This window comes from Embleya sp. NPDC055664 (assembly GCF_053618075.1).
Map to the genome: position 1 here is coordinate 167041 of NZ_JBSHGZ010000022.1, position 3993 is coordinate 171033.

Annotated in this window: 3 protein-coding genes; 2 read left to right on the plus strand and 1 reads right to left on the minus strand. The window is 75.2% G+C overall.

The window, feature by feature from the left end; translation table 11 throughout:
* Positions 1–413: 413 nt before the first annotated feature.
* On the plus strand, positions 414–1079 hold the full coding sequence (locus ACWGR4_RS30155) for a Type 1 glutamine amidotransferase-like domain-containing protein (protein WP_452133836.1): 666 nt from the start codon (positions 414–416) through the stop codon (positions 1077–1079).
* A gap of 73 nt (positions 1080–1152) precedes the next feature.
* Here the strand turns inward: ACWGR4_RS30155 and ACWGR4_RS30160 are convergent, their stop codons facing one another.
* On the minus strand, positions 1153–2127 hold the full coding sequence (locus ACWGR4_RS30160; protein ID WP_452133837.1) for a hypothetical protein: 975 nt from the start codon (positions 2125–2127) through the stop codon (positions 1153–1155).
* Between the two features lie 207 nt (positions 2128–2334).
* Between ACWGR4_RS30160 and ACWGR4_RS30165 the strand changes: the two genes are divergently transcribed.
* Entirely contained in the window at positions 2335–3816 is a 1482-nt protein-coding gene (locus ACWGR4_RS30165) for a hypothetical protein (protein WP_452133838.1), read from the plus strand.
* The last annotated feature ends 177 nt before the right edge of the window (positions 3817–3993 follow it).

Sequence of the window (3993 nt, forward strand, 5' to 3'; positions counted from 1 at the left end):
GGGGCGCCCCCGGGGTGGCGGCGGGGGGGCGCGGCGCGGGGGGGGGGTGGCGCGGGGGGGGGGGGGCGGGGGCCCCCCCGCCCCCCCCCCCGCCGCCCGCGGCCGTCGTGGCGAGCACGGCGACCGCCATGCGCGCAGGCATTTTCATCGCTGGGTCCTCTTCCCTCGGTGCGGGCCGCACACCCCACGCGGCGGCGCCGCTGTCGTTCGCGGAGGGCGGGCAGGCCCTCCGGGGCCGGGCCTACCCAGGTGAACGCCCGGGACGACTTCGGAGCGGGAACGCCACTCCGATGGCGCAACGGGTTCGTCGGACGGTCGGAAACGGCGGGTTCGAGCGCGAGTTCGAACGGGTGGGAGGGGCACGGGTTGGGGCGTGCGGGCGGGGGTTCGAAGACACGCGCTAGGGTCCGGCGATGCGCATGTATCTCTCGTCGTTTCGGCTCGGTGAACACCCGGAGCGGCTGGTCGCGTTGCTGGGTGGGGTGGGTGGCGCCGGTGTGGCGGGCGTGCCGATCGCGGTGATCGCCAACGCGATCGACGACCGGCCGGCCGAGGTGCGGGCCGCCTGCGTCGGCTCGGAGTTCGTGGCGCTGCGCGAGCTGGGGCTGCATCCGACCGAAGTCGATCTGCGGACGTTCTTCGACCGGCCGCCGGACGAAGTGGCCGCCGCACTGGCCGGGTTCCCGGCGGTCTGGGTGCGCGGTGGCAATGTGTTCCTGCTGCGGCATGCGCTGGCCCGCAGCGGTGCGGACGGTGTCCTGGTCGATCTGCTGCGGCGGGACACGGTGGTCTACGGCGGGTACAGCGCGGGCGCCTGTGTGCTCGCGCCCGACCTGCGCGGCCTGGAGCGCTGCGACGACGCGGACGCGGTGAGCGAGGTGTACGGGCGGCCGGTGTGGTGGGACGGGCTGGGGGTGTTGGACCACGCCGTGGTCCCGCACGTGGACTCCCCGGATCACCCCGAGTCGGCTCTGCTCGCCGAAGTCGTGGCCGACTATCGTGCCCGCGGTGTACCGCATCGCACGTTGCGGGACGGGCAGGTGCTGCTGGTCGACGGGGAGCGGGTGGCGGTGGTGTGAGGCGGGACGCGGGAGGCGGCGCCCGGTCGATGCCGCCTCCCGCCTCGGGGGCGCGCCGCGACCCGTGCCCCGTCTACGCCTCGCCCGAGAGTGCCCCGTCGTACGCGCTCAGCACGTTCAGTGCGTCGATGGTGATCGCCGGTCGGGCCTCGGCGCGGACCGTGGGCGACCACTCCGCCCAGCGCAGCGGCCAACCGCCGTCCTCCTCCTGCGCGGTGGCCAGTGCGCGCAGGCCCCGGCGCAGTTCGGCGTCGGTGAACCACTCGCGCGCCAGGCTCCCCGGGTGCGGCGCGAAGTCGTGCGGCAGGTGGTACTCGCCGACGGCGTAGCCCGGGGCGAGCCGGGCCTGCTCCGGATGGGCCGGGTCGAGCAGCACCAGCCGCTGCTCGCGCACCAGTTCGCCCAGTCGGCGCGCCTGCGTCCGGGCCCACCGCCGGTCCGGGACGCCGTCGAGGAAGGTCACCGCGGCCTCGATCTCGTACGGGTGGGTGGTCTGCAACTGCTCGATGGCGGTGCGGCAGAACTCGGTCGCGGCCGGCAGCCACGGGTGTTCGACGCCGGCGTGCAGCAGCGGGCCGACGATCCAGCCGGTCGGGATCAGCCCCGGGACCGGCGGGTCCGGCACGATCAGCCACGGCGGGTGCGGGTAGTCGCGCAGCCCGGGCAGGGCCGGCGGCACCCCGCCCGCGTCGCCGGCCACGCCCGCCAGCCAGTCGCACAGGCGGGCCGTGTTCGGGCCGTGCAGCGCGTCCGCCTCGGCCAGGATCGGCATCGTGGTGCGCAGCGTGGCCGGATGCGGCTCGGGCCCGCGCACGTCGGGTTCCAGGCCGTACGCGTAGGCGCCGTCGGGGGTGCGATATCCGGCCAGGGCGGCGAGCAGTCCGGCGCGATCGGGCTCGGCCCGCGCCGCGCGTTCGCCGCCGGCCCCCGGCGCGGCCGGCTTGCCGGTGCCGAACAGGTAGGCGAATCGGCGCTGTTCCAGTACGCGGCCCGAGGCCCACAGGAAACGTTCGGCCCGGTCGATCATGTCGTTCGTGATCCACTCCATGGTTCGACGCTAGGCGTGCGGATGCGTCGGGTATTGAACGAATCGGACATCGGCGTGCCGCCGGCCCGCTGCGTGGCCGGGGCGTGTCGGGACGTGGGCCCGGTGATGACGGTTGGTGGAATTTGCCCGTGCGGGGGTTGGCCCGTGCCCCGTCGGCCGGCCACGGTGGGCAGGTCGGACTCACCCATCTCGTTCGGGGGATTGCTCGTGTTCGCTCGATCTCGTACCCATCGTCTGCGTCGATTCGTGCTGACCGGGGCGGTGCTCGCCGCCGCGGCGGGACTGGCCGGCCCCGCCTCGGCGGCGCGGGCGGCCGAGGCCGCCGGGTCCGCCGACGCAGTCGCGGCGACCACGGGAGCGCACGGCACCTTCTCGGTGCACCGCGACGGCCGCCCCGTGGTGGTTCCGTTCCGGACCGGGCGCGACGGCGAGGCGCTGGTGACGCTGACCGTGGCGGCGCCGGGCGTGGACTGGGGCAAGGCGGGCGCGGAGTCGGCGGTGGTGCAGCTGTTCGTGGACGGCCGGCCCGCCGGTGACGTGGTGGTGTTCGGTGCCACGCCCACCGAACGCGGCTTTGCGCTGGGCGCGCTGCGCAAGGGGCGGCACGAGCTGAGCATCCGCTTCGCGGCCGACCGGTCGTCGCCGGCCGGGTCGGTGGTGCACGTCTCCCGGCTGCGGACGCGGACGATCGCGACCGGGGACCGGGAGCACGCGGTCGCCGCGAACGCGCCGGTCCTGTACGGCCGGAACATCCCGGGCGCGCCGGGCGGCGTGACCGGCCCGTTCCAGAACGCGGTCACCGACACCCCGGTGCTGGCCTGGTACCAGGAGGCCCCGGCGGCGACAGCCGGGAACCGGGTGTTGACCTACACGATCGTGTGGAGCAACGAGGACGGCGGCACCTCGACGCCGGCGCTGATGGCCCGCTGGGGTCGGACCACCGACATCGAGTGGGCGTACCGGGTCGAGGTGGACCGGGGCGGCCGGGCGGTGCCGGGCACGGCGTTCTTCCAGTCGCCGAACCACGGCACGACGCCGTTCGCCGGGCGCTACGAGGACGGCCATCCGCTGTTGCAGACCTGCACGTTGAACAACAACCTGTGCGACGTGGTGGACGACCCGATGCGGTTCGCGCCGGCGGCGGTGGAGCGGTTGGCGGAGCCGACCCGGACCGCGCGCGAGGAGATGGTGGACCGGCATCCGTGGGTGTATCCGGTGATGGTCCGGGAGATGCGGCGCGAGGGCCGGGTGGTGGCCGACCCGCCGGCCGACACGACCACGCTGATCGCCGACCCGACGGACTACCTGTACGCGGTGATCCGCAAGACCACGTCGGAGCCGCCGGCGGGCGCGGCCGGGTGGAACGGGGTCGCGCTGGGCGTGCGGGTCAAGGGGGACCCGACGCTGTACCGCTCGGACCGCGGGCGGGTGGACTGGTCGTTGCAGCGCGACGATCCGGCGGCGACGACGGTACGGCTGCCGCACGGGACGCAGGCGTCGGACATCGTCGAGGTGGTGGCGATCCGTACCGTCGCGGGCGTCGACCCGGGCAGCACGATCACGGTGAACGGGATCAACCGGGCGTTCCTGCTCGGTCGGGACGATCGACCCGGGCGGGCGGTGCCGGTCCACCCGAAGGCGGTGACGCTGACCGCGGCGGCGCCGGAGGCGGTGTTGTACCGCCGGTGATCCCGATCCCGGGGCGGACCGGGCCGGCGGCGCCGTATGCCGTATCGCCGGGTCCCGGGAACATCGGGTTCCGGCCGGGCTTGATGAGGTGTTCTCAAGCCGCGGCCGGACGCCGGTGCCGCGCTCCGCGACGGGCGCGGCACCGGGAACCCCCGGGCGCCGGACGGGATTCGATCC

Bases quoted from the DNA above. Each gene is read 5' to 3' on its own strand.
- ACWGR4_RS30155 (WP_452133836.1), top strand. From the start codon at position 414: ATGCGCATGTATCTCTCGTCGTTTCGGCTCGGTGAACACCCGGAGCGG.
- ACWGR4_RS30160 (WP_452133837.1), bottom strand. From the start codon at position 2,127: ATGGAGTGGATCACGAACGACATGATCGACCGGGCCGAACGTTTCCTG.